This window comes from Listeria grandensis FSL F6-0971, from assembly GCF_000525835.1.
GTDB classification, from domain to species: Bacteria; Bacillota; Bacilli; order Lactobacillales; family Listeriaceae; genus Listeria_A; species Listeria_A grandensis.
This window is the reverse complement of record NZ_AODD01000002.1, coordinates 415,355-440,828: the sequence shown is the minus strand read 5'-3', so window position 1 is coordinate 440,828 and position 25,474 is coordinate 415,355. Positions and strand designations below refer to the sequence as shown.

Sequence of the window (25,474 nt, the reverse complement as noted above, 5' to 3'; positions counted from 1 at the left end):
CGCACGTTCTGTTTCGATGTTTTTTCATTTTCTTTATTTCTTTAATTTTCCGCGTAAAACCATTGGTAAAATACCGCCGTGACGGTAGTAATCAATCTCCACGTCAGAATCAAAGCGAACAAGGGCTTCAAATGTTTTCTTTGTACCATCTTCGGCAATTGCTGTTACCGTCACGAAATCTTGTGGGGAAACCGTTTCATCAATGGCTACACTAATCGTTTCGCGACCAGTAAGCCTAATGAATCAGCGCTTTCACCAGCTTTGAATTGTAATGGTAATACGCCCATCATCGCAAGGTTTGAGCGGTGAATCCGTTCGTAACTTTTGGCGATAACGGTTTTAATACCGAGTAGATTTGTACCTTTCGCAGCCCAGTCACGAGAAGATCCCATACCGTAATCATCTCCGGTTAACACAACAAGCCCTGTGCCGGCTTCTTGATATTTCATAGACGCATCATACATCGGCATGATTTCTTCGGTTGGCCAGTAAGTCGTATAACCGCCCTCCGTTCCTGGTGCTACTTGATTACGAATTCGGATATTGGCAAATGTGCCACGCATCATCACATCATGATGCCCACGACGCGAGCCATACGAGTTGAAATCACGAATCGCTACACCATGCGCTTGAAGATACTTCCCAGCTGGCGTATCTTTTCCGATTGCCCCTGCTGGAGAAATATGGTCGGTCGTAACCGAATCGCCAAATTTCCCGATCACACGAAGACCATTTAGCGGTTCCACTGTGCCAGCCTCTGGCGATAAATTCTCGAAAAACGGCGGATTTGCAATATACGTCGAGTCAGCATCCCAGTCGTAAAGTGCTTGTTCCGAAGTCGCAATCGCGTTCCACTCTTCATTTTGACTGAAGACATGCTTGTATTCTTCGCGGAATAGTTCAGGCGTTACGGTTGCTTCCACGAGTGCCTTCACTTCTTCTTGTGCCGGCCAAATATCACTTAAGAAGACATCCTCACCGTGTAGACCTTTCCCAATTGGTTCTGTTAACATATCGATATTTGTTGTCCCAGCAAGCGCGTACGCTACGACAAGTGGTGGCGAAGCTAGGAAGTTGGCTTTCACCAAAGCATGAATCCGTCCTTCAAAATTACGGTTTCCACTGAGCACAGCAGAAACAAGGAGATCATTATCCACAATTACCTGTTCAATTTCGTCTTTCAATGGGCCAGAGTTACCGATACACGTTGTACAGCCGTAACCAACAAGGTCAAAGCCCAACTTCTCAAGAAACGGAAATAGACCAGCATCTTCTAAATAACCCGTAACCACCTTCGAGCCTGGTGCAAGCGATGTCTTCACAAATTTTGGTACTTCTAGGCCTAGTTCCACAGCCTTTTTCGCTACAAGTCCGGCGCTTAGCATCACATATGGATTTGATGTATTCGTACAACTTGTGATAGCCGCAATTGCCACGGAACCTGTTTTCATCGTTGATTGGTCGCCGTTTCCGAACGTTATTTTTGCTTCCTTGTGCAGATCTTTTTTCGATAACCCGAAACCTTGGTTGCCATTTGGCGCACTAATGGATGCTTGGAAGCTTTCCTTCATTTTAGACAATGGAATCAAGTCTTGCGGACGTTTTGGACCTGCGAGATTCGGTTCGATCGTACTTAAATCAAGTTCCACCACCGACGTATAGTTCGGCTCTTCATTTTCAGGTGTGAAAAACAGCTCATTTTGTTGTAAATATTCCTTCACAAGCGCAATTTGCTTCTCTTCACGACCGGTCAAACGTAAATAGGTGAGCGACTCCTCATCCACAGGGAAAAAGCCACACGTTGCACCGTATTCTGGCGCCATATTCGCAATCGTTGCACGGTCAGCAAGCGGCAATGACGCCACACCATGACCAAAGAACTCGACGAATTTGCCGACTACTTTCTTTTCGCGCAATACTTGTGTTACTTTTAAAGCTAAATCGGTTGCTGTTGCGCCATTTGGTAACGCGTTGATCAGCTTGACACCGATGACTTCTGGGATTGGAAAATAAGATGGTTGGCCAAGCATTCCAGCCTCCGCCTCAATTCCACCAACACCCCAGCCCAGTACGCCAATTCCGTTGATCATCGTCGTATGTGAGTCCGTACCGACCAAACTATCTGGGAACGCCGTGTACTCATTCTCCGCTACTTGATTGGCAATCACGACACTCGCCAAGTACTCCAAGTTTACTTGATGCACAATGCCTGTTGCAGGTGGCACCGCACGATAGTTATCAAACGATTTCTGCGCCCAATTTAAAAATTGATACCGCTCCATGTTGCGCTCAAACTCTAATTTCATGTTGATTTCAAGCGCTTCTGGATTCGCATAACTATCCACTTGTACCGAGTGATCGACAACGAGATCTACCGGAATCTCTGGGTTGATATCTTCCGGGTTACCGCCCAGATCTGCCATCGCTTTACGCAGTGATGCCAAGTCTACAACCGCAGGGACTCCAGTGAAATCTTGCAGAATAACACGTGCTGGTTTGAATGGAACTTCCCCGTCGTTCTTACTGTTCGCATTCCAGTGTGCCAAATCCTCAATATGCTTATCTGTGATGATGCGTCCGTCCGCTTGACGCAATACTGATTCTAATAATACGCGGATCGAGTAAGGCAGTTTTTTTAATGGATGTTTGACCATCCGCCTCGAGTGTTTTTAATTGATAATAATGATACGTGTCGTCGCCAATTTGAAACGACTGCTTTGCTTGCTCATTCCATTTTGTCATTATTTTTTCCTCCCACTTGTGTTTACCATTCGCTCTTGCTACCCTCTTCTACTCCTCTATTGTACGAAAAAAAGCGTGATAAGTAAACTAAGATAATTCGATGCTTTTTGATAAGTAAAAATTATTGCCAGTGCCACACCAAAAAAAGCCGAACGAAGCTGCCCGACTCTTTCTTATTTCCCTGCTAGATCCTTGCTCCAGGCCTTCTTGAACTGATCGCGATAGAATAAAATATCCTTCACGTAAATATCACTATGATTATATTTAAAAATCGCCTGTTTCTCTTTACCTTCTTTGGCTCCGTTGTCTGCTAAAAAATTGGCCGTAGAGTACACTGCATCTTCTAAATTCCACGGATCAGCCTTTCCATCACGGTTTGCATCCACTCCGTAACCACCGTACGCCTTAATCACGGCCGGATCTACCATGTCATCATCAGAAAAATAACCAACGCCACCCGTCGCTGGGCAACCTTCTGCGCCCCATCCAACAAACGTACAAGGCATAAATTGCATCGGGCCAATCGCACCAACACCTGAAATCATTGGCTCGACCGTCGAGAATTTGGTCTCCACGCGATGTACCGCGGCTAGTAAAAACCAGTCAATCCCATATTCTTTTGCCGCCGCCTGATAAACCTGGACAAACTGCTCCGGAATATCCTGCGTGTATGGTTTAGGTTTTTCGCCCGCCCGAAACTGCATCAAAACGACGAGCGCCAAACCTAATACGAACAAGGATAAAATCGCCAAAAATAGGCTGCGTCTTTGCTTGTTTTTGCGTAGTTGCGCCTTTGTGGGCTTTTTCTTCGCTACCATTATCTTGCCAAAATCAAGATTTCACCGCTGTGTAGCGCGCGAACAAACGAATCAATTTGCGCATCATCTAAATCAAAATCAGCAAGCAAGCGTTTCACCGATTTATCACTCGTATTTGAAAACCATTTGGCAAAAGGACCTGCCGCGTAAAGCGCACCATACTTTGGATTGTATACTTGCGGGATCATGATGGCGCCACTGAGCGATTGTAAAATCCCAGAAATAACACCAAAAGCCTTTTCGTTTACCGGCCGTTCTCGCTCCACATTCGTTGATTCAATGATTTCATCTATTTCGTCCTCTTGATCCGATTTAGCGAGAATCGAAATGTTCTCCTTTTTATAACCACGAACTTCTAATTCTGTAATTTTTGCTACCGCTTCATCATCATTTCCGACCACAAACACTTCCCAATTTTCCATAACAGTCGCGTCCCTTCTCTAATTCAATGTCAATATTTCTTTTATCTCATCTGTTGTTAAACGATGCAACATTTGCTCGCCAGGCTGGATTAATGCATCCATCAACGCCTGTTTTTTCTTCTGTAAATTATAGATTTTCTCTTCAATCGTGCCTTTTGTTATCATCCGAATAACCTGCACCACGTTCTTCTGGCCAATTCTGTGCGCACGACTCGCCGCTTGCTCTTCCACCGCTGGATTCCACCATAAATCATATAAAATAACGGTATCTGCACCAGTCAAATTCAAACCAGTTCCGCCAGCTTTTAGGGAAATAAAGAATAGATCAGCATCCCCAGCATTAAACGCATTTACAAGGTCCATTCGACTTTTCGAAGGCGTGCTACCATCCATATAAAAATAGCGATAGCCTGCTTCTTCCGCTTGCGCTCTCATAATCTGCAACATGGACGTAAACTGCGAGAAAATCAAGATCCGCTTGCCACTTTCTCGTGCTGTCTGTATTGTATCAAACAATTGTACTAGTTTACCAGAACCACCCTCATAATTCTCAACAAAAAGGGCAGGATCACAACAAATTTGGCGCAATCTTGTTAGACCAGCCAACAATTTGATGCGATCTTCCTGATCATTACTATCATTTGACGCAAGCTCTTGCTGAATTTTTTCTAGATAAGCCAAATAAATCGTTTTTTGTGGCTCGGTTAACTCAGAATAAAGATTCGTTTCGATTTTATCCGGCAACTCTTTTACAACGTCGCGTTTGAGACGGCGCATTAAGAACGGTCGAATCATTTGCGCCACTCGATCATGTGGCAGTTCTTTGAATTTGCGCAACGATGGGAAAAAGCCCGGCATAATCGTCTGGAACATCGTCCACAACTCATCGATACTATTTTCAAGAGGCGTCCCACTGAGCGCGAAAATATTCGTTGTTTTCAGCGAGCGAACTGCTTGCGATGCTTTCGTGTGGTAGTTTTTAATCGCCTGTGCCTCGTCCAAAATAATCGTTTGGAAACGCGTCGTCAAAAACTCTTGCTCATCTTGACGGAGCGACGGATACGAAATCAAGTATACGCTATTCGGTTCGATTTGTTGAATAAGCTCCAAGCGCATTTGCGATGTGCCATGAATCACCGTCACTGGAATATCTGGCGCGAACTTCTCAAACTCGCTTGCCCAGTTATATAAAAGCGATGCCGGCGTCACAATTAAGACCGGCTTCATATCGACATTTCCTTCCAAACATGACGTAATATACGTGATCGCCTGCAAGGTTTTACCGAGTCCCATATCATCGGCCAACACGCCACCTAAATGATACTTCCCAAGCGATTTCATCCATTCAAAACCAGTCACCTGATACTCACGAAGTTCCGCGTTCAAGTTCTCTGGTAACGGATATGAAACGTCTTCTTGATTCACAATTTCCTGTAGCAAATCGCGGAATGTTCGACTAAACTTGTTGTGCTCATTTTGCGCACTTCCCATCGCCTCATAAATCTGCATGCCACGATAAAGCGGCACTGCCATTTGCTTGTCCACTTCTTTTTTACGGACGTCTAAAATATCAAAAATCGCTTCCATTTGCTGATAACTCTCGTCTTCAAGCGACAAGAAACGGCCATTATTCAAACGATGGTACTTCCGTTTTTCCCGCAACGACTGCAGTACTTCTTGAATCTCATCCTCTTCAATTCCTTGGAAATCAAAAGCAACCGATAAATAATCATTGTCCTGCGACACATCGATTGTTGTCGTTGGCTTCACGTGCTCCTCCACCATCTCTTCTAAGCCATCTTCCAAATAAATCGCGACATCCGCTGACAAGCTTGGCACGACCCGATAATAAAACTCGTAAAGACTCGCTTCATCCGAATTCACAACCATTTGCGTCTCCGAAAAATGAACTGGTGCAGCCTCGATTTTACGCATAATTTTAGCCTCTGTTTCCATATCACGAATCATAATTCGCCCATCTGGATCCACACTTTCTGTGAGTGCAAAAGGATCAAAAACCTGCGTTCCATAATGATATTCCAGTTTTAATACATGTTCGCTGTCTTTTTGCGAGATCCACATCTTTGACACAAGCGGTTGCTGAATAACCCGGTCTTCAATCGATGGATCAATTTGGACGTGTCCACTTTTTTGTAGCGATGGCAACACATAGGACATCACTTCACTGAGTTGCGACTCCTCGAACTGGACAACCTCATTTTCCGTCACACTATGAAAGTGGATAAGCGGCGTCAATTGATCCCAAATCGCATCACTCGGCCGATAAAATACCCCGTTCAAAAACAACAACTGATAACTCTCCAAATAACTCGCCTGCTGCAATTCCTCCATCACGAGCTGATACATGTCACCATCCTCATTTTTGCGGAACACAAAAGAAAATGGCAAGGTACCCTTTTTAAAAGCCAAGCCGCTATATTTAATATCCTCATGAATACAAATCGTATTTTGCCCCATCAAATCAGCTAAAATCGACTCCGCTAAACTTGGCGGAATAATTAATACTTTCTCTTCTGCATACGATTTATTCCAATAAAAACTGTCCGTATCATACATTTTGGCAATCTCGTTAATCTTTGCCAACTCAGCAAAAATCACCAGATCACGCTCGCCGAAATAATGCTCAAACGGATCGAAACTGAAATTCTTCGTGAAAAAATAGCTCGTATGTTGCTTGATCGCCTGCAAAAAATCGCCAATGTTTTTTACCACATACGTCCGATCTTGCCCCACTTTCAAATCAAGCGTCAACGTGTTTTTATCGCGATTTTCCTGCATTCGCAAAATATATTCGACCCGAAGCGGCGTCTTAGCCGTCGTATCAAACGTATCAAACTGCCGATCCATATTTTCCTGAAACAAGGAGAGTAGCGTCGTTGCTTCCTGCGCCAAAATTCGTTGCTTGAAGTTCGCTTTTTCGATTTTTGTTTGGCGCGCCTCATGTTCGAGCTCAATCGCATAAATATGCGAGCAGATGCTGTTTTCTTGATAATAAATACAGTCGCATTGATAATTCCCATTCGCCACATGCTTTACTTCATAAGAAACCCGATCATCCACCACCACAGAGCGAAACATGTTGGCATAAGAAGTGGCCTCCTCAAAAACAGTAATGGCACCATCTTCTAGTAACTCGCGCCCTTTTTTCTTAATTGAAACAGGAATCATTGTGTTTTTTGGATCTGTTAACAAATTCGCTCAACTCCTGACATTTTGGGTCATATGATAATAATCATGACCAGATAAAACCAAATCGTACTCCGACTCGAAACCTAATTTTTTATAGAGATTCAACGCTCCTTCATTTGCCTTTTCCACGTTGAGCGCAATAATTTCGCAATTTTTAGCAACCGCCAATTCTTTAAAAGCATGCAATAATTCTTGTCCAATACCTTGTCCCCGATAAGCAGAATCTACAACGAGTGAGTCCAAATAATATTCACCCATCCACGTCTCCTGCTCCGTAAAGAGCGGGATTTTATTAACGATCCCAAACATATCTTGAATGCCTTCCCAATCGTCGTCCAGATGTTCCGCATGATCCCCATGGTAACTTACAAGAATCCCTGCAACATTTCCATCTATTTCCTTCACCATCACATTCTCCTTACTAAACCGGTAATCCGGCCGTAAAAAGCTCGCCTCAATCATTTCTAACATCATTTCCTTACTAACACCATTCAAAAACGGCAATTCCATATCCTCTAAAATTATATAAATAAGTGGTGCGACATGTTCCGCATCTTCCGCCTTCGCTTGTCGTATCATCACAATTCCTCCATTCATTTCATCAGGAATAATGTTCCCTTTTTTTATCCAATACTTCATTATATCGAAAAAACGATGATGTTACAAACTAGGAAGCCAAATTCACACAAAGTCCGCACCTCCATCCTAAATGCTTATTGCTCCTGCGTGAAAAATTTCGTCGTGCTACCATGATTTGTAGCCGTTACTTCTAGGCGCGTCGAAATCCGCTCTTTTAGCTCCGGAACATGCGAGATAATTCCTACAAGCCGTCCCGACTCCTGCGTCTCTAGCAAACATTCCACTGCCATTTCCAGAGATTCCGGATCAAGCGTACCGAATCCCTCATCGATAAACATCGTCTCAAGCGAGATTCCGCCTGACATTTCCTGCACCACTTCTGCAAGCGCCAAAGCCAAGGCGAGTGATGTTTTGAAGCTTTCCCCGCCAGATAACGTCTTCACATGCCGTTCCAAGCCAGTATATTCATCATAAACCTCAAGCTCCAACCCACTTTGCACGTTTCCCTTTGACTTTTCCTTTTTGCGGATCAGTTGAAACCTACCATTCGTCATTTTTTTCAATCTTCCATTCGCCCGAAGCAAAATCGTATCCAAGAAAGTCGCTAACACAAAGCGTTCAAATGTCAGACGTCGCTCATTTTTCCCACGCGCCATATCTGCAAGATACCCAACATCCGCATACGCCTTCTCCGCCTCACTCGTTTCACCAAGGTACGCTAAAAACTGCTCCGATAATGCCGTAATCTTGCGAATCGTCTCTTTTTGCGCCATCCACTGTTCCGCTTTTTCGTGATATTCCTGCTTCGCCTCACGATCTAATTGCTGTAAGCCTTGAATATCCGGTTTTTTCGACTCTACAAGTCGCGCCTCCATCGCTTTCAAACGCTCCGATACAAAATGGTATTGTTGCTCAAAATCCCTAATCCATCGTTCTTTCTCCTCCAGAATTTCTGCTGTTAAAATGGCTTGGCGATACGTTGGATAGTCCGCAAAACCATTTGCCACCATAATCTCTTTAAAAATCGTTCGCTGTGTGGCTAAAGCCATTTCGGATTTTTCCGCTGCTTTTTCTGTCACTTCTTTTGTCGAAACTGCCTTGTATTGTTGCTCCTTAGCGCTATTATGTTCTGCCTCCACACTCTTTTTCCTTGCCTCAAAATCAGCAATTTGCGCCGTTAGTTTCTCTTGCTGTTTATAGAAATGTGCCGTATCCTGAAACGCCTCTGGTACATCTTCTAATAGTAAGGTATACGTTGTTGCCGCCGTGTCGACTGCTTTACGTATCACTTCTAACGCCTCTTGTTGCTTCCCTTTTAACACGGCCAACTCTGTCTGCTGTTGCTTATTACGCGCTATCTGGTCTTCGATATCTCTAGTTTCCTCAAAAAAAGCTTCCATTTTCAGACGTTCTTGCTCTTTTTCAGTCAAACCCCTAGAATATTCGAGTTGCTTCGCCTTTAGTCCTGCCAACGATTCCTCCGTCGAAATGGGAATCTGTTCGATTTGCCAACGTTTCTGTTCTACCTGCATCGCGATTTTTTTTAGCGCATCCGCCTTTGCGATTTTCATCTCGCGCGCCGCGTCTACCTCTTGCTTCGTCACGATTGCTGATTGCGTCGCAATTTTCGGATGTTCCAGCGCCCCACATACTGGGCATGCCTCCCCATCAACCAAGGTCGCAGCCAACATCGCCGCCTGCTCCTTCTGCCACTTTGCATCTAATTCAGCTGATCGCATTTCAGCTTCCCGAGATGCTTTTTCTACAATCCTAGAATCAATCTCCAGCTGAACCAATTCTGCTTGTAATACCGCTTTTTGTTCCCAACTATCTATCTCCGACAACAACACGGCTTCTTGTTGCTTCCATTCGCCATGTTCCTGCTTTACTTCCGCATGTCTCACGCGTGTCTCATGCACTAAACGCACTTGTTCCACCAAATATTCTGAGCTAGCCAGGCAATCCTTTTCTTGCGCTTGTAAAAGACCCAATTTCTCCTCCAAAGCTTGTTTTTGCTCACGGTCACGTGCCATATCCTGTTGCAGCCCTAATGCTCGTGTCACCTTCACTTCCATTGCTTGGAGCTGTTCTTTTTCCTTGATCCAAGCAACATACGATGGTTCCACTTCTTTGATTTGCCCCATTTCCAAAACCGCCTGCGTAAGCCTTTCTTCGCTTTCCTGCAACGCTTCCAACGCACGCTGCTGTTCTTGTTTCGCCTCATCTAGTTGTTGCTTCAATCGCAAACATAACGCATCCTGATCGATAATCGCTCCCGCCTTACGCGCCAAATCCACTACGCGCTTCTCTTGATCACACTGCGAAAATTGCTCCGTCAACGTCTCTTTTTCTGCGCGTAACTGAGCTAATTCAGCCCATTCTGCTAGCCTTCCCTCTGCTAGCGTCACATTTTTAGCCGCGATTTCTGCTTTTTGCTTCGCCAGATCGACTTGTATCTGCATCGCTGCACCGGTTTCTCGCTCTGCTTTAATCCGCTCGGAAAACATCATTTCCAAATCCCCCGTTGTCTTCCCAACAAGCGCCTCCTCATCAAAAGCGCCTAGCGTAATCCCCGCTACTTTTTCACGTAATAACCGCACGCGCTGTTCCAGTTCTTTTTGCCGATCCCACAACTGATTTTCAATCAACTGATAAAAATGCGTATGTGCCAATCGCTGCAAAATCGCTTCCTTCTCCTTACTTTCCGCAACGAGTAATTCGCGAAACTCGCCTTGAGGGATCATCAAAATTTGCCGAAACTGATCCACATTCAGCTGAATAATCTCCTCCATCTTCGCACCAACATCACGAACTGAAGTCGCAAGCAATTTTTCCTGCTCCCCGTCCAACTCATAAAGCTCCGCCTTCGCAGTGACTGTTGTGAAGCCTTCCCCGCGTTGTTTTGGAACGTCCTGTTGCGGCACACGGCGAACCAAATACCTCACATCCCGCAGTAAAAATTCGAGTGTTACTTCCGTCAAATCCTCCGCTTTCGCAAAATGACTACGTAGCGAAAACCCTTCCCGATCATTCGTATTTGCCCGTCCAAAAATCGCAAAACTAATCGCATCAAAAATCGTCGACTTCCCAGAACCCGTCTTCCCAGAAATCACAAAAATCCGCTCTGCACCGAGCTCCGTAAAATCAATCGTCTCCTTACTTGCATACGCTCCAAAAGCCTGCATCGAAAGTCGTAAAGGTCTCATATTTCCACGCCACCCTTCACACTATCCATCGTCTCGCGCATAATTTCTACTTGCTGCTCCGACATTTCTTTCCCGCTAACATGCTCAAAAAACTGCGCAAACAGCTCTAAATCATCTTTTTTAATCACATCTTCAAATCGCTCAAACGATCCTTCTGCCAATTTCTCCTGTACTCGCTCTAAATGCAGCACATTCGGATAAAACGTCCGCAACTGCCCCATTGGATCAATCAGCGCACCCTCATCTAACAAATTAATTTGCAAAAAGTCCTCATTTCCAGGCTCAACGGTCGTTATCAAATCTTCCAAATATCCTTCGATAATCCGCAAATCATGCAACGGCTCTAAAAAGCGTTCCCGAACCTCCTGCAACACCTTACCTTTCAGCGTTACTATGCGCACACTCTTCTTGTCTTTACTCTCCGAAAATGAATATTTAAGTGGCGAACCCCCATAAAAAATACTCGGATGATGAATCGCATGTGGATGATGTAAATGCCCCAGTGCCACATAATCAAAACCGTCAAAACAATTCGTCGACACCCGATCCACATTTCCAATCGCTAACTGTCGCTCCGAATCACTCGGAATGCCACCCGCCACAAACGCATGCCCAACCAAAATTTGCGGCTTATCTGGATTCCAAACCGTTCGAATTTTGGCGGTTATCGCTTGCATCGCATCCTCAAACGAATGCACCGACTTATCCTCAAAAACGGCACGTACCAATGCCGGCTCATGATACGGGACAAGCCAAACTTGCGCTCCTTCCCACTCGATAGGTGTCCACACTCCACCAAGCTCGCCTTGAATATGTAAGCCACTCTTTTCATACCAAGCCGAGCCAAAATTTACCCGTTGCGCACTATCATGATTCCCACTAATCGCAAAAATCGGTTTTCCAAGTGTCACATTCAGCCTCATCAACACGTCATTCAAAAGCGTCACCGCATCCGCTGGCGGCACCGACCGATCATACAAATCCCCAGCAATCACGATACCGTCGACTTGCTCTTCCTCCGCAATCTGTGCCACCTGCTCTAAAATATAGCGCTGCTCCGCAAGCATAGAAACCCCGTTCACAATTTTACCCAAATGCCAATCTGCCGTATGTAAAAATTTCATCCCAACGCCCCATTTCAAATTTTTATGTAAAAAAACCGTTACCTTCAGTATACTATATTTTCAAGAGAAATAAGAACACCACATAAGCACTAGACGTTTTCCAAACTTTTCAGTATACTAAAACCAAGACTAAAAAAGAATTATGGGAGTGAACCAACTTGTTCTACACTTTTGCGCGAAATTTCGTCCACGTCATCCTGACTATCCTTGGCGGACGTTTCGAAGTACAAAATAAAGAAAAAATTCCAGAAGCACCGTTCGTTGTTGTTTCAACACACACATCGTGGATGGAGATCCTCTATTTAGGCTTTGCGATCAAACCACTTCAAATCAACTACATGGCTAAACAAGAACTATTCAAAACAAAATTCCTCAACTGGTTAATGCGCCATCTAAATGCCTTTCCAGTCAACCGTGAAAATCCCGGTCCAAGCGCGATCAAATTACCAATCCGCCTTTTAAAAGATGGTAAAGTCGTCGGTATTTTTCCAAGTGGGACAAGAAAATCAACGGGACTGCACTTAAAACGAGGCGCCGTTACCGTAGCACTAAAAGGAAAAGTCCCGATTTTACCAGCCGTATACGACGGTCCGAAATCATTCGGTGAACTTCTCAAACGTAAAAAAATCACCATCCGCTTCGGCGATCCGATTCATTTCAACGACAAAGGCCTCGATCAAAAAGAATTACTAGAAGTAAAATCAACGGAAGTATTAAGCACATTTGAGCGATTACAATCCGAAATAGACGCAACCAAACTAAAATAAACAAAAAGCCTTGATCTCCCTCTAGTTATGAAGAGGAATATCAAGGTTTTTTGATAAATAGAAAAACGTTGCACCCAATTTCCGAGTACAACGTTCTTGATCACTTCGTATTAAGCGGCTGTGTCGTTCATAATATTCGACGGTGCTAAACCGACATCTTTCAATACTTTACCAAGTGCATCCGAAGCTTTTTGCATCGCCTCATCTGCTGATTTTGTATCAATTGGAGAAGCTTTTAAACCTGCCGCTTCATCTGCATAAGCATCACTTAATTCTTTTACCGCTGCTTTAAAGGCACTTGTTGATGCGCCTAGATTAGGTACTTTTACATCTGCTAAAACAGTCGACACCTTATCCGCAGAAGTACTTGCTACCGTTGCAAGCTTTGTTAACTCCGCTCCTGTTGGCGGTGTGTCACTACCAATCGCCGCTTGATAAGCATCATAATCCGCGTCGTTGTCATTAATTTTTGCTACTAAATCCATGTAGAAGCTCATTGCATCTGCACTAACGTCCTTTTTCTCTGTTGCTTTCTCATCTTTTGCACTATCTCCACAAGCCGCTAAGCTAAAAATAAGCGCGAGTGAAAATAAAGCTACTAACCATTTTTTCAAATGAAAAACCTCCTCTTTTTATACATGCTGCCTTTTTCACGCAACCTTACTCATTATAGCGATGTTACAAGAATAATTCAACCGTTTTCAGGAGATACATGCTCCCCATTTTTCCGGGTTATATTTCTTCGGTTTGCTCAAGCTTTCCGGCGACATTTTTATATTGGAAATACATTGCAATACGCCACGGGACAATCATGCAAATGCCAAAATCCAGAACATGCCAGACAGCTCGCCGACATCGACAGAGCCGCTGATCCAATATTTGATGCCAAGCCGGATTAACAGCAAACTTAGCAGGATGACAGGAAAAGATTTCGTTCGTTTAATAAAGACATACTTATGCTTAATTTCAAAACGCGTCGTCCAAATTAAAATAAGCGAAAAAACGAACCCCATCAAAACTGCCTCTAAAATGCCGGCTGGCGATACACGAAAATAGGGAATCACGAACATAAGCGCTCCTGTGCTCATCATAATTGGCGGAATAATGATCTTTTTCACAGTTGCCGGCTCCTTCGATGCTTTCATTCGAATCAAGATAACCCCGACGCCAAAAACAAGTGTGATGATAATTGATAAAATAAATGACACGTTTTTTCCTCCTAATCGGCACTATTTACTTGCCTCATTATAAACTTTTTTAGCAGAAAAACAACCTTTTTGTCCGTTTAACCAATATCTTCCAAATCCATACCGCTGTTCTGTAATTGATACATCGAGTGGTACACACCGCCATGTTCCAGCAATTCCTCATGCGTTCCTCGCTCGATAATGCTTCCTTTACTCAGCACTAAAATCAGGTCGGCATCTTTAATGGTCGAAAGCCGATGCGCAATCGCAATCGTTGTCCTACCCTGGCGCATGTTACGCAGACCTGTTTGAATCAAGGTCTCCGTTTCCGTATCAATATTCGCCGTCGCCTCGTCTAAAACAAGGATTTGCGGATTTGTGACTACCGTCCGGGCAAAAGATATCAACTGACGCTGCCCACTTGAAAACGAAGCCCCACGTTCAATCACCCTATGATCATACTTATCCGCGAGCGTATTAATAAATCGATCCGCCTGCACAAATTCCGCCGCTTCCAAAATGGCTTTATCCGTAATCAGCTTATTATGCAATCTAATATTATCCTTGATCGTGCCATAAAACATGAAACTATCCTGTAAAACAAGCCCTGTTTTGGCGCGCAGTTCCTCCATCGGATACCGCTTAATCGATTTCCCATCGATCAGAATTTCACCCTGTTCAAACTCATAAAAACGCATCATCAGATTGATAATCGAACTCTTCCCACTACCAGTATGACCAACAAGCGCAACGGTTTGCCCAGACTCTGCCGTAAAAGAAATATCTTTTAGCACATCCTTTTTGCCATCATATGAAAACGTCACATTTTTAAATTCAATTTTCGCTTTATCGATTGCAAGGTTCTCCTCTACCTCTTGTTCCGGCGCTAAATCCGTGCCATCCATAATTCGGAAAACACGCGAAGCCGCCGTAATTGCCTCTTGATACATCGCCAAGCGTTCCATGATATTGTAAATCGCTTCTAAAAATCGATCAAAGTAGCTAACAAACGCGTAGATTGTACCAATCGCAACAGCACCTGAAAAAGATTGAACCCCGAAGAAACTAAGAATCAATACAATCGCTAACGAATAGATCAAATCAATCGCCGGACCGAGCAAAAGGGCGTTAAACTTAATGTTTTTCATGCCAACATCATAGTAATCCTTATTGATTTCCTCAAACTCGCCGATTAATCGCTTCTCTTGGTTAAACTGCTGTACGATTGACATACCAGAAATCGATTCCGCAATTTTGGCATTTAATTGGCTCAATTTTTCACGGCGCGCCCGGTAGAATTTCGAGCTATACTTCCGATAGACGATAATAATCAGCAACGTAAGCGGGAAAATAAGCAAGCTATACGTTGCAAGTTGCGCATCCATCACGAACATCGCTACATAAATACCGATCAACATAAATAAACTCTGAATCGCAGTTCCAAGCACATTAATAAACATGTCCTTAATCGCTTCCGTATCATTTGTCACCCGTGAAACAAGGCTCCCCGCGGGCGTTTTATCAAAATAGCGCATTCCCATCGTTTGGAGTTTACTAAAAATATCAATCCGTATTTGCTGCACAATGCGCAGTGCAATTTTTTGGAATAATACAAGTTGAAAGTACCAAACAACCGATCGACCAAGCGTCAAACCAATATATCCCGAGGCCAACAAAAGAATTGGCCCATACGCAAAATGTAGCGGTGTCAAATAATCATCCAAAAATATTTTGATCAAAATCGGCAGAAAGACATCCGCAAGTGTCACAAGCAGAACAAGAAATACCGTCAAAACTAGCGCCGGCACATGATATTTCGTGTAGCTAAACAAACGTTTTAAAACGGCGCGATGCTCTGTCCCGCTCATCGTTAACATCTCTTCATTATTCGGCTCCATTCGTATCACCTCCCGACTCGATGAACTCTTCTAACTGCTGATTATGGAACATTTCGGCATACCAGCCATCAAGCGCCATCAACTCCGCATGCGTTCCGCGCTCGGCAATCATTCCCTTATCAATCACAATCACTAGATCCGCGTGTTCCACCGAGCTCAACCGGTGCGCACTAATAATTGTCGTTTTATCCGCCCGATTTTCTTTTAAATTATGCAAAATTTTCTCTTCCGTTTTTGCATCTACCGCCGATAATGCGTCATCTAAAATAAGTAGCTCCGGATTCATGATAAGCGCCCGAGCAATCGCAAGCCGCTGTTTCTGACCACCCGAAAGAGATACCCCACGTTCTCCGACTACCGTATCATAGCCATCCGTGAACTCCGTAATATCCTCATGCACCGAGACCATCTCCGCAATTTGCTCCACATCCTCTTGCGAAATTTGTGGATTTCCAAACCGAATATTCTCCCGAACCGTCGTCGAAAATAAAAACTGATCCTGTGGCACATAACCGATCGCCTCACGCAAACCACGCACCGTGTATCGTTGGATTTTTTCCCCGTGGAACTTAATCGTTCCCTCGTAATCATCATACTCCCGCATCAACAATTTCAGAAGCGTTGTCTTCCCAGAACCCGTTCGCCCAACAATACCAAGCGTTCCTCCAGCTTTTAAGGTAAAAACAATATCCTTTAAAACAGGCGACTTCTCATCCGGATACGTAAAAGCGTCTACCTCAAAAGCAATGTCGCCATGAGGAAGCTCATGAATTGCACCAGACAAATCTTGCACATCTTCTGGCTCATTCAATAACGTGTTCAAACGATCATACGAAGCATTCCCGCGCTGAATCACATTAAATAAAAATCCAAACGCTAACATCGGCCAAATCAGCAAGAATAAATAGTTCGTAAAAGCGATCACCTGTCCAATTGTAAGCGATCCTTCCATCACAAACTTCGAACCAAACCCAAGCGATAAGACAAAGGAAACCCCGACAATAATTGAAATCATTGGATCAAACATGGCATCAAGCTTCGCTACCTTGACGTTGACCCCCACGACCTCCTCCGTTTGCCGTTTGAAATCTGCAATATCTTCATTCTCTTGGCCAAATGTTTTTGTCACCTTAATCCCAGATAAACTTTCCTGCGTCTTATCGTTCAACTTCGAAAATTCCGCCTGAGCACTATGAAAGCGATCATGCAACTTCCGTCCCAGCACAGAACTCCCCCAAACCATAAGCGGCATCGGCAAAAGCGCAATCAATGTCAGCCGCCAATCAATCGTAATCGCCATCGTTGCAATAACCGTACTCCCCGTTAAAATCGAATCACATAACGTCAAAACACCAAATCCGGCCACTTGCTGAATCGCCGAAATATCATTCGTCGCATGCGCCATTAAATCACCGGTTCTGTAACGCTGAAAAAAGAACGGCGACATTTTAGACAGATGTTCAAATAAGCGTAGCCGCAATTTCCGTTGCAACTTATTATCCGATCCAAATATCATCATCCGCCAAAAATAGCGTCCAATATACGCCACAATAGCAGCACCAAGCAAAATTCCCATCCACACCCACAACTGATTTTTTGTCAATGTGTCTTTCGTAACCGCGTCCACCGTCATCCCTAAAATTTTCGGCGGCACCAGTTGAAGTAGCGTAATCATAAACAGCAAAGAAATCCCAATTATATACGACCGCTTCTGCTCTTTAAAAAACCACCCCAACTCCTTATAAATCTTCATTTGTTAATCCCCACTTCCCGAACAACCATTTTCTTCCTGTTTTTGACCATAAAAAATAACGGACACATCGTACCTTGTCCATTACTGTTTGGAAATATATCGAATTTAAACCACAAAAGAATACATACGAGCCCTCAAATAAGCTTGTACCTCTTTCTCGATATTACGGACGCAGAAATCAGGTCCTTCCTTACAATAATGGTGAACATATCTAATCCAATTATCTTTTTCATCGCCCTTACCTCCTTCACGAATTTGTTTACAGAAACTAGTGTAACCGATTTCTTTAAAAGATTCAAGTAAATTTATATTTTTTTATTTTCACAGACAAAGAACCCCTTACTCGGGATTCTCCATCAAATAAGTATACGCATACTGCGCATAGAGTTCTGCTCCACGTACCATCGCATCTTCATCGATATTGAAGCGACCATGATGATGCGCCCATTCCGTATCTTTTTCTGCATTTCCAGACCCAACAAGCGCAAAACAACCAGGCGCCTCCTGTAAATAATAACTAAAATCCTCACCAGCAGTTGTCGGTCGATCCGAATAAAGCACCCCATCCCCGAAGCTCGATACAGCGACACGTTGCGCTAATGTCGCACTCACCTCTTCGTTGATCACCGCGTGTGTCCCATAACGATAATTCACCTCAGCAGTAGCACCATACGTAGCTGCAGTCTGTTTCGCAAAGCGGCTAATCGCGTGCTCCATTTTTTCACGAACCTGCGGATGAAACGACCGAACTGTCCCTTCTAAAACCGCATGCTCCGCGATGACATTATAGCGCGTCCCCGCCTCCATCCGACCAACCGTAAAAACAGCAGGCTCAAGCGGATCTGTTTCCCGTGACACAATCGCCTGTACCCCCATCACAAAAGCCGACGCAACAACAGTAGCATCAATACAAGCATCCGGCATTGCTCCATGCCCACCGCGCCCTGTAAACTTAATTTCTACCACATCCGCCGATGCAAAAACCGCTCCAGCATGACATGAAATCGTATTCGTTGGCATCTGCGACCAAATATGGATCCCAAATACATTATCAACACCTTCCATTGCCCCCTGCTGAATCATTGCCTCCGCACCTTCCGTAATCTCTTCTGCCGGTTGAAAAATAAAACGCACAGTCCCCGCCAATTCGTCCTGAACCGCGACCAGTGCTTCCGCCGCACAAAGCAACATTGCCGTATGCGCGTCATGCCCACAAGCGTGCATTTTCCCATCATTTTGCGACTTGTAAGACAAAGTGTCACTAAGTTCCACTACCGGTAAAGCATCCATATCCGCCCGCAAAGCCACCATTTTTCCAGGTTTGGCACCGACAAGTTCCGCCACAATTCCCGTCGGCTCCATTCGGCGATACGATATTCCCAAGCGTTCGAGCTCCATCACAACACGGTTTGTTGTCCTAATCTCCTGCCACGACAACTCCGGATAACGATGCAAATCTCTCCGAAAAGCAATCATCCTCTCCTCGTTACACTTCACCTCAAGCTTTATTTTCTCATTCATGAGCTCTCCTCCAATTCAGAAATCCGCTTCCAACTATATATTACCCATTTTACCACTACCGGCCAATTTGTCTCCCCAAAAAGCTCATAATCCCAAAATATTCTGCAAATATATACGCACTAACAAATTTCTATACAAAATAAAAGCCCCCCTAAATAACATCTGAAAAATGTCATTTAGAAGAGCCTATACCATTTAAAATGAACCACAATTAAGTATCAAAAAATAAAAAACAGTCCCATTTGTGTTTCATATACCTAATAAACATTTCTTAAAAAATCCGTCCACTTAGGCATAAAAAAACACCTTATACCATTTATTTTTTCTTCTTCGTTTTCGCTTCTTTTTCCTGCTGTTTACCCATTGCATTCATCATTTGATTGATTTTCTTTTGTGATGGTTTCATTCCCAAACGACCTAAAGCTTTGGTGCCCAATGGGTTTCGCCATCTATACACGCTCGAAATATTGCGGGATATGTTAACGTAATTCAATTATTTAGCATCGGTTTACGTAAAACCTTCACTTATTGGAACATCATACTATATGCTGTAACTCGTCCTCACTTGCGCGCTTAAGTATGAAGCTTTTTTGTCGCCGACTTAGCGCGTCGGTGTTTTAAATTATCGGGATGCTTGGCGTCCCATTTATCGGCTGCACGACGTTGTGCGTCTTTTGCCATCGTCTATCACCCGCCATACCAACGCTCTTGTTGCGATAACAAGAGCGTTTTTTAATGCCTTCTACGTTATTAGACGTCATGACGTATATGAAGTCAATAAGTAAAAGCTCCGTCATACATTCATTGTATTGACGGAGCTTTTACTTTAATTATTTTTTCCTCGAAAAAAGTTTCTTTAGTAGCATTACTAATCCTACTATGAGTAGTATAATTACAACTGCGCTAAAAATTAAAACCATTGTTAGGTTAAGCCTCCTATCTTAAAAAGCGTACAGGTTATACGAACCTGTTTTTGTAGACACAGTTACGTATGCATTGACGTTACTGTATACCGGTAATACCGCGTTGTATTTTTTAGTTTTATCTAAGTAATTTACGGTTACTCCGCCACCTTTTTTGGCAGATTCACTAGAAATAGTTGAATTGTTTACTAGCCCTACATAAGTCCCACCAGCACCGAGTAACCCATAAGTACTTACCTGAACGACTGTTTTCACTTTTGTAACTTTAGCACTTCCAGAATTGATTTTTGCAGTTGTAACACCTTTGTACCATTGACCCGTCCAATTAATAGCATTAAGGTGGTTTGTCAATTTACCACTGAACGTTACTTTTGCCCCTTGAGCCGTTTTACTTTTGTTGAAGCTTCTATTTTGAGTACCTTTGTATAAATGAATACTCCGAGATGCCATCATCGAATTGCTTGGTGGCAAAGCATCTACAGCAGTATTAGAGTAACGAACTACAAACTCAGCATCTTCTTTTGAAAATGGTTCTTCAAGCTCGTATTTAGATGCAATATCGATGAATCTTTGACTAACTTCTTCCTCTGTCAAAAATTTATTCACATCGTAAGTAATCTCGGTTGATGTAGGTAAATTGGTTCCCGGTGCTTCCTCAGTCGCGTTAACTTGGGGCACAAATCCAAATGTTAAGACTAGTGCACTTAGTACAACAAAAAAACTGTAAGCTATTTTCTTCATTTTTGTATCTTCCTCTCTTTTTTTATTTCCCATTTATCATAACATAAAAAAAGAGTGTGTGACCATTTTTGTCCTGAACGTAGCGATTTTGTACTTAGACGTATAAAAAAGCACATTTTCCGTTTATATATATAACAAAAGTGCCCACGCTCGATTAAGAACGTGGGCTTTGTCGTGCTTATTTCGCTTTCAATTCGACGTACTTGTCGCTTGCTGTTATGTAAAAAGTGGCGCCCTTAGAGTTTTGCACCTTGTACTGCGGACTACCTGCGACATTGACCTTCGCCAACACAATCGGGAAGCCTACGCCTTTATTGACAGTGCCTACTACGTCCTTATCTGCCCATGACGGCTTGTTATAGAAGCGTAGTCCGTTAACCTTCGACGCCAGTTTCTTGCCTGCAAACGGGTTGGCTGGCGTTGTAGGTTTCGTTGCTGTGGCGCCTGTTTTCAGCTTGTTCAGCAACGCCGTGTTTTGCGCGGCTGTGCCGGTGTAGTTTGCGATGCCATGTTGCGTTGCCAACTTTTGGCGTGCGGCAAAGCTTGAGTCTTGTTTCTTGAGGTTGATTATGCAGGGTAATGTACGCCGCCCTTCTTCTTATTATAATAGCGCCCCTACTCAGTACACCCGTCAAAGGGTAGACTCTGCCTTTATAAGCGTCATATATAACGATTAATAACGTATTACTATACTCGCCTAACGGCTCGTTCATCCGATGTCGTTTCACTCCATCGTCTGAGCCTATCTTAAGCGTCAACTAATAATGTATAAGGGCGCTATTCTAACACGCCACACACAACGGGACGCCTAACGTTAAGGTAGTACGGCGAACTGTTTCACAACTCGACGCCTACTAAGCGCCCTCCCTCTATTATATAGCCAGTTAGGGAAGAAAATTATAATGTTTCGGGTGAAAAATCGTACTTGCGTCCCACAAAAATCAGTCTTAGATCTAGAGCTATTACCCATTACCTAGCGTCCCATGAGCGGGCTGTGCTGTTTTGCTTGTACTTCTATGGCGTCATAACCCATGCTGCCGAGGTAGATTTGCGTCGTAGCTAAGTCGCTGTGACCGAGCAGTTTGCTTAACGTAAATAAGTCCATGCCGTTTTTCAGCGACTGAATCGCATAGTAGTGGCGAAACGTATGCGCAGAACAACGTATACCTTCAATGCCAGCCTTTTTGCTCGCGACGAATGTTATGATCTATGATCTGGTACAGCCCGCTATAAGATAGCTTAGCGCCCTCCGTGGACGTCACAAACACATAGTCGGGTTTCGCGCACAGTATTGTGCTGTAAAGTAGCGCTCGCGGCTACGTAGATACTGTGTCAACCATCGTTGCATGACAGGCGACAGAAATACGTAACGTTCGCGCCATCCTTTGCCAAACCGAATATGCAACTGGCTACCTCTGATATCGCTCAGCTTGATTTCCAACAACTCGTTTGCCCCCGAATGCCTGTGTCGGCTAACAACGCCAGCAACGTCTTTGTGCGCGCCTCTGAACGAGCCTTGAATACTGTATAGCCCTAACATGTGCTTTACTTGCTTGTCGGAAAAGGCTTGCACTTGCTTGACGCGCTTCTTAGGCGTAGGTACCTCTACAAGCGGGTTGGATGCTAAATGGCGCTCTGCTACACAGAAATTTAAAAACGTTTGCACAGCGAAGTAATACGCCCTTACTGACGCTGGCTTTAACATGCGTTGCTGTATGAGGCTTTTAGATCGTGTCCTGTAAGCCTGCTTACCTCCGCAACGCGCATGTAACCTTCAAACTTACCGAGCTCTTGGCGTCGATTACTAATCGTTTTTTCCAATAAATCCTCGATTCACAGTTTAATAAAAAGTCGTCTATACAGTCTTTAATCAACATAAAAACACGCCCCTATACTACGCTAATATCGCGCAATAATAGAACGTGTTGTAATGTTGAAAATGAATCAAAACGCAAACGCGGGGAAAAGTTTATCAAAAAGAATAAACGGCTAGGGTTTGGCGCCCTCCACCACGTAGGCGAATATCGTTAAACCGACGCTGTGCGTCTATTATACCATTTATTTTTTTCTTCTTCGTTTTCGCTTCTTTTTCCTGCTGTTTACCCATTGCATTCATCATTTGATTAATTTTCTTTTGCGATGGTTTCATTCCCATTTGGGCCATCATCATTTGCAACATTTGTTCATTAATTGGCGGGTTCTTTTTCAAATACGTCATCATGTAACGTCTTGCGATAAAGAATCCTAGCGCTAAACCTGCAAGCAAGCAAAGTACGCCGATAAGTATATACCACAACATAATTCTCTTTCTCCTCCTCGAAACAATATATCCCTCTTATTGTACTTGATTTATCAGGCCAAAACAATAGTTTTTCGATATTCTATAGCAATAAAAGTTCGCTATCATTAAAAAATCACAACTGCCTCATTATACCATTAACGCAGTGTTTGTACAATCCTAATCCCACAGATTATCATAAAAAAAGCGCAAAATGATCTCGTCGAAACAGATCACCTTACGCTTCTCCAACTCATTATAAAGATTTCACCGTATTTACAACATTTTCAACCGTAAAACCATAATTTTTAATAATCGTATCGCCTGGTGCCGAAGCGCCAAATCTATCGATACCGATTGCTTTACCATCTAGGCCAATATAACGTCCCCAGCCAAGTGTTGATCCCATTTCGATGGATACGCGTTTACGTACCGCATTGGGTAACACGCTCTCTTTGTAAGCGTCCGATTGTTGTTCAAACAAATCAAATGACGGCATACTCACAACAGATGCATCAATGCCATCCTTCGCAAGTTCTGCTTGTGCTTGTACAGCCAAATTAACCTCTGAACCAGTCGCCAAAAGAAGCACATCTGCAACTTCTTTTTTAGCTGATGATAGCACGTAAGCACCTTTAGCAACACCTGCTTCTGCAAGCTTGGCAGAATTCGGTAATGTTGGTAGGTTTTGACGCGTCAATACTAACGCTGTAGGACGATCATTTGAACTGATCGCAATCTTCCAAGCCGCTACTACTTCATTGCCATCTGCTGGACGAAGTAAAGTAAGACCAGGCATTGCACGAAGAGATGCCACCTGTTCCACAGGTTCGTGTGTTGGACCATCTTCCCCAACCGCAATACTATCATGCGTCAACACGTAATTTACTGGCAAGTTCTGAATAGCAGATAAACGAATGGCTGCACGAAGATAATCAGAGAATACGAAGAAAGTCCCGCCGTATACTTTAAGTCCAGAATGAAGTGCCATCCCGTTTAAGGCTGCCCCCATCGCAAATTCACGAACACCGAACCAAATATTACGTTCAGCTGGTGTTGCCTTTGTAAATTCGCCATCTGTCGCGATATTCGTATTATTCGAACCAGCTAAATCAGCAGATCCACCGAATAATTGTGGTAATTTCGCAGCCAGAGCATTAATTACTTCGCCACTTGAAGCACGACTAGCAAGCGATTTATCCTCACCATATACAGGAAGATCTTTATCCCAACCTTCTGGAAGCTCCCCACGCAAACTAAGCTCTAACTGTGTTGCAAGCTCTGGATATTTCTCCTTATAAGAGGCAAACATCGTATTCCAAGCTTCCTCTTCTTGCGCACCACGCGTAGCAATCGTTTCTTTAAAGCGATCATATACTTCGCTTGGCACGTGGAAATCCTCCGCATAATTCCAGCCATAAACAGCCTTAGCTGCCTTAGCACCGTCTGCGCCTAGTGGGGCACCATGAACCTTACTTGTACCTTCATTCGGAGCTCCAAATCCAATCACTGTTTTCACTTCAATCATCGTTGGTTGCGATGTATTTTGTTTGGCTTTCTCAATAGCCGCCAAAATTTCTGTTGTATCATTACCATCTTTAACAAGCAAATGCTCCCAACCATAAGACTCAAAGCGCTGTTTCACACTTTCAGAAAATGACTTATCTAAATCTCCATCTAACGAAATATCATTAGAATCATATAAAAGTACTAAACGGCCAAGTTGTTGATGTCCAGCAAGTGACGCCGCCTCTGAGGCAACACCCTCCATTAAATCTCCATCACCACATAATGCATATGTATAGTGATCTACAACCGGGAAACCATCTTTATTATACATTGCTTCTAAATGTCTTTCCGCCATCGCCATACCGACTGCCATCGCAATCCCTTGGCCAAGCGGTCCTGTTGTTGCATCCACACCATCAGTATGATGCACTTCTGGATGACCTGGTGTTTTGCTGTCCCACTGACGAAATTGCTTCAAATCATCCAATCCTAATTTATAACCACTCAAATGTAATAGGCTATAAAGTAACATGGAACCATGCCCCGCTGAAAGTACAAAACGGTCACGGTTAAACCAGTGTGAATTCGCCGGATTTGCTTTCAATACTTTAGACCAAAGGGCATATGCCATAGGAGCAGCCCCCATAGGTAAACCTGGGTGCCCAGAATTGGCTTTCTGAATTGCGTCGATCGATAATGTTCGAATCGTATTAATTGCTAACTGATCAGTTTTATCAAACAAATGAAACATCCTCTCTTGTTTTAGTCACTACTACTCATAATAAGCCTTTCTTGC

15 protein-coding genes and 5 pseudogenes are annotated in these 25,474 nt (G+C 43.7%); 1 reads left to right on the top strand and 19 read right to left on the bottom strand.

Annotated elements, in window-relative coordinates; genetic code table 11:
• Window positions 1-33: 33 nt before the first annotated feature.
• The 7 genes and pseudogenes from acnA to PGRAN_RS02760 form a co-directional block, all read right to left on the bottom strand.
• Window positions 34-2,742, bottom strand: a pseudogene (acnA, locus tag PGRAN_RS02790) (aconitate hydratase AcnA).
• Window positions 2,743-2,915: 173 nt separating this feature from the next.
• Entirely contained in the window at window positions 2,916-3,494 is a 579-nt protein-coding gene (locus PGRAN_RS02785; protein ID WP_241433263.1) for a lytic transglycosylase domain-containing protein, read from the bottom strand.
• Between the two features lie 65 nt (window positions 3,495-3,559).
• On the bottom strand, window positions 3,560-3,982 hold the full coding sequence (locus tag PGRAN_RS02780) for a general stress protein (RefSeq protein ID WP_036064878.1): 423 nt from the start codon (window positions 3,980-3,982) through the stop codon (window positions 3,560-3,562).
• An 18-nt stretch (window positions 3,983-4,000) separates the two neighbouring features.
• Window positions 4,001-7,171, bottom strand: a complete 3,171-nt coding sequence (locus PGRAN_RS02775; protein WP_036065266.1) for a DEAD/DEAH box helicase — start codon at window positions 7,169-7,171, stop codon at window positions 4,001-4,003.
• Window positions 7,172-7,201: 30 nt separating this feature from the next.
• Window positions 7,202-7,771, bottom strand: coding sequence for a GNAT family N-acetyltransferase (locus tag PGRAN_RS02770; protein ID WP_036064876.1), 570 nt, complete (start codon window positions 7,769-7,771; stop codon window positions 7,202-7,204).
• A 134-nt stretch (window positions 7,772-7,905) separates the two neighbouring features.
• Window positions 7,906-10,977: an AAA family ATPase gene (locus PGRAN_RS02765; RefSeq protein WP_036064874.1), complete on the bottom strand. Its 3,072-nt coding sequence runs from the start codon at window positions 10,975-10,977 to the stop codon at window positions 7,906-7,908.
• Window positions 10,974-12,101, bottom strand: a complete 1,128-nt coding sequence (locus tag PGRAN_RS02760; RefSeq protein WP_036064872.1) for an exonuclease SbcCD subunit D — start codon at window positions 12,099-12,101, stop codon at window positions 10,974-10,976. The genes PGRAN_RS02765 and PGRAN_RS02760 overlap by 4 nt, the downstream gene beginning before the upstream one ends.
• A 158-nt stretch (window positions 12,102-12,259) precedes the next feature.
• On the opposite strand from PGRAN_RS02760, the gene PGRAN_RS02755 reads away from it, so the two are divergent.
• Window positions 12,260-12,868 carry a lysophospholipid acyltransferase family protein gene (locus tag PGRAN_RS02755; protein WP_036064871.1) on the top strand — a complete coding sequence of 203 codons (609 nt, stop codon included), beginning with the start codon at window positions 12,260-12,262 and terminating at the stop codon, window positions 12,866-12,868.
• Between the two features lie 110 nt (window positions 12,869-12,978).
• Here PGRAN_RS02755 and PGRAN_RS02750 read toward each other — a convergent pair whose 3' ends face one another.
• The 12 genes and pseudogenes from PGRAN_RS02750 to tkt all read right to left on the bottom strand — a co-directional run bounded on the left by PGRAN_RS02750 (window position 12,979) and on the right by tkt (window position 25,420).
• A complete protein-coding gene (locus PGRAN_RS02750; RefSeq protein ID WP_036064870.1) occupies window positions 12,979-13,482 on the bottom strand; it encodes a hypothetical protein in 504 nt (167 codons plus the stop codon).
• A 118-nt stretch (window positions 13,483-13,600) separates the two neighbouring features.
• Window positions 13,601-14,076, bottom strand: a pseudogene (locus PGRAN_RS02745) (CcdC family protein).
• Between the two features lie 77 nt (window positions 14,077-14,153).
• Window positions 14,154-15,953 (bottom strand): ABC transporter ATP-binding protein, encoded by a 1,800-nt coding sequence (locus PGRAN_RS02740; RefSeq protein WP_036064866.1) that lies wholly within the window; start codon window positions 15,951-15,953, stop codon window positions 14,154-14,156.
• Window positions 15,940-17,706, bottom strand: coding sequence for an ABC transporter ATP-binding protein (locus PGRAN_RS02735; RefSeq protein WP_036064864.1), 1,767 nt, complete (start codon window positions 17,704-17,706; stop codon window positions 15,940-15,942). The genes PGRAN_RS02740 and PGRAN_RS02735 overlap by 14 nt, the downstream gene beginning before the upstream one ends.
• 339 nt (window positions 17,707-18,045) lie before the next feature.
• Complete coding sequence (locus PGRAN_RS02730; RefSeq protein ID WP_036064861.1) at window positions 18,046-19,227, bottom strand: amidohydrolase; 1,182 nt, start codon at window positions 19,225-19,227, stop codon at window positions 18,046-18,048.
• Between the two features lie 316 nt (window positions 19,228-19,543).
• A pseudogene (locus tag PGRAN_RS16535) lies at window positions 19,544-19,636 on the bottom strand (YneF family protein); the annotation flags it as partial.
• 532 nt (window positions 19,637-20,168) lie between these two features.
• Entirely contained in the window at window positions 20,169-20,891 is a 723-nt protein-coding gene (locus PGRAN_RS02725; protein WP_036064860.1) for a hypothetical protein, read from the bottom strand.
• A 178-nt stretch (window positions 20,892-21,069) separates the two neighbouring features.
• Window positions 21,070-21,285 (bottom strand): annotated as a pseudogene (locus tag PGRAN_RS16530) (N-acetylmuramoyl-L-alanine amidase); the annotation flags it as partial.
• Between the two features lie 579 nt (window positions 21,286-21,864).
• A complete protein-coding gene (locus PGRAN_RS17680) occupies window positions 21,865-22,095 on the bottom strand; it encodes a tyrosine-type recombinase/integrase (RefSeq protein WP_420911963.1) in 231 nt (76 codons plus the stop codon).
• 54 nt (window positions 22,096-22,149) lie between these two features.
• Window positions 22,150-22,557, bottom strand: a complete 408-nt coding sequence (locus tag PGRAN_RS16525) for a site-specific integrase (RefSeq protein ID WP_149023958.1) — start codon at window positions 22,555-22,557, stop codon at window positions 22,150-22,152.
• Between the two features lie 396 nt (window positions 22,558-22,953).
• Window positions 22,954-23,187 (bottom strand): annotated as a pseudogene (locus PGRAN_RS16135) (YneF family protein); the annotation flags it as partial.
• A gap of 238 nt (window positions 23,188-23,425) precedes the next feature.
• Complete coding sequence (gene tkt, locus PGRAN_RS02710; RefSeq protein WP_036064858.1) at window positions 23,426-25,420, bottom strand: transketolase; 1,995 nt, start codon at window positions 25,418-25,420, stop codon at window positions 23,426-23,428.
• Window positions 25,421-25,474 lie beyond the last annotated feature (54 nt).

Bases quoted from the DNA above. Each gene is read 5' to 3' on its own strand.
- PGRAN_RS02780 (WP_036064878.1), bottom strand. From the start codon at position 3,982: ATGGAAAATTGGGAAGTGTTTGTGGTCGGAAATGATGATGAAGCGGTA.
- PGRAN_RS02775 (WP_036065266.1), bottom strand. From the start codon at position 7,171: ATGATTCCTGTTTCAATTAAGAAAAAAGGGCGCGAGTTACTAGAAGAT.
- PGRAN_RS02770 (WP_036064876.1), bottom strand. From the start codon at position 7,771: ATGATACGACAAGCGAAGGCGGAAGATGCGGAACATGTCGCACCACTT.
- PGRAN_RS02765 (WP_036064874.1), bottom strand. From the start codon at position 10,977: ATGAGACCTTTACGACTTTCGATGCAGGCTTTTGGAGCGTATGCAAGT.
- PGRAN_RS02760 (WP_036064872.1), bottom strand. From the start codon at position 12,101: ATGAAATTTTTACATACGGCAGATTGGCATTTGGGTAAAATTGTGAAC.
- PGRAN_RS02740 (WP_036064866.1), bottom strand. From the start codon at position 15,953: ATGGAGCCGAATAATGAAGAGATGTTAACGATGAGCGGGACAGAGCAT.
- PGRAN_RS02735 (WP_036064864.1), bottom strand. From the start codon at position 17,706: ATGAAGATTTATAAGGAGTTGGGGTGGTTTTTTAAAGAGCAGAAGCGG.
- PGRAN_RS02730 (WP_036064861.1), bottom strand. From the start codon at position 19,227: ATGAATGAGAAAATAAAGCTTGAGGTGAAGTGTAACGAGGAGAGGATG.
- PGRAN_RS02725 (WP_036064860.1), bottom strand. From the start codon at position 20,891: ATGAAGAAAATAGCTTACAGTTTTTTTGTTGTACTAAGTGCACTAGTC.